The sequence below is a fragment of the Pseudarthrobacter sp. MDT3-1 genome, from assembly GCF_054510755.1.
The window spans coordinates 1-1442 of sequence record NZ_JBTNDX010000078.1 but is presented as its reverse complement, the minus strand read 5'-3'; the positions used below and the strand labels follow the sequence as shown (position 1 = coordinate 1442).

Annotated in this window: 1 rRNA gene; it reads right to left on the bottom strand. The window is 55.5% G+C overall.

The window, feature by feature from the left end:
• Positions 1-1442: ribosomal RNA gene (locus tag ACX80X_RS21185) — 23S ribosomal RNA — on the bottom strand; the annotation flags it as partial.

Genomic DNA, 1442 nt, shown 5'->3' with positions numbered 1-1442 from the left:
TGAGGGGGTCCCATCAGATCTCAGGCATCATGAACGGCGGATTTGCCTACCGTTCGCCCTACATCCTTAGACCGGGACAACCATCGCCCGGCTTGGCTACCTTCCTGCGTCACACCTGTTAATACGCTTGCCTCCCAGGATCAGGTCCCGCGCTCCACCAAAACCCACATCACCCCGAAGGGTGGGCGGGCAGGTATCGGGCGGTTAGTATCCCCTGTTCAACATGGACGGTTTTTCGCCGGTACGGGAATATCAACCCGTTGTCCATCGACTACGCCTGTCGGCCTCGCCTTAGGTCCCGACTTACCCAGGGCAGATTAGCTTGACCCTGGAACCCTTGATCATTCGGCGGACGGGTTTCTCACCCGTCTTTCGCTACTCATGCCTGCATTCTCACTCGTGTAGGCTCCACCGCTGGTTTACACCGCGACTTCACTGCCCACACGACGCTCCCCTACCACTCCAGACGCCTGAACCAACCCACAAGGGGCGGCTTAGCTAATATCTGAAATCCACAACTTCGGCGGTGTACTTGAGCCCCGCTACATTGTCGGCGCGGAATCACTTGACCAGTGAGCTATTACGCACTCTTTTAAGGATGGCTGCTTCTAAGCCAACCTCCTGGTTGTCTTCGCAACTCCACATCCTTTCCCACTTAGCACACGCTTAGGGGCCTTAGTTGGTGGTCTGGGCTGTTTCCCTCTCGACTATGAAGCTTATCCCCCACAGTCTCACTGCTGCGCTCTCACTTACCGGCATTCGGAGTTTGGCTGACGTCAGTAACCTTGTAGGGCCCATTAGCCATCCAGTAGCTCTACCTCCAGCAAGAAACACGCAACGCTGCACCTAAATGCATTTCGGGGAGAACCAGCTATCACGAAGTTTGATTGGCCTTTCACCCCTACCCACAGCTCATCCCCTCCATTTTCAACTGAAGTGGGTTCGGTCCTCCACGACGTCTTACCGTCGCTTCAACCTGGCCATGGGTAGATCACTTCGCTTCGGGTCTAGATCACGCCACTGCAACGCCCTATTCAGACTCGCTTTCGCTACGGCTTCCCCACACGGGTTAACCTCGCGACGTAACACTAACTCGCAGGCTCATTCTTCAAAAGGCACGCCGTCACACCCATACAGACAAGCTGCAGATGCTCCGACGGATTGTAAGCACACGGTTTCAGGTACTGTTTCACTCCCCTCCCGGGGTACTTTTCACCTTTCCCTCACGGTACTGGTCCGCTATCGGTCATTAGGGAGTATTTAGGCTTATCAGGTGGTCCTGACAGATTCACACGGGATTTCTCGGGCCCCGTGCTACTTGGGATACTCTCCAGGCGGCACAAAACATTTCGGTTACGGGGCTCACACCCTCTCTGGCCGGCCTTTCAAGACCGTTCACCTATGCCTGCACATCACACCTCACCAGTCCGGCAGAACTGGTA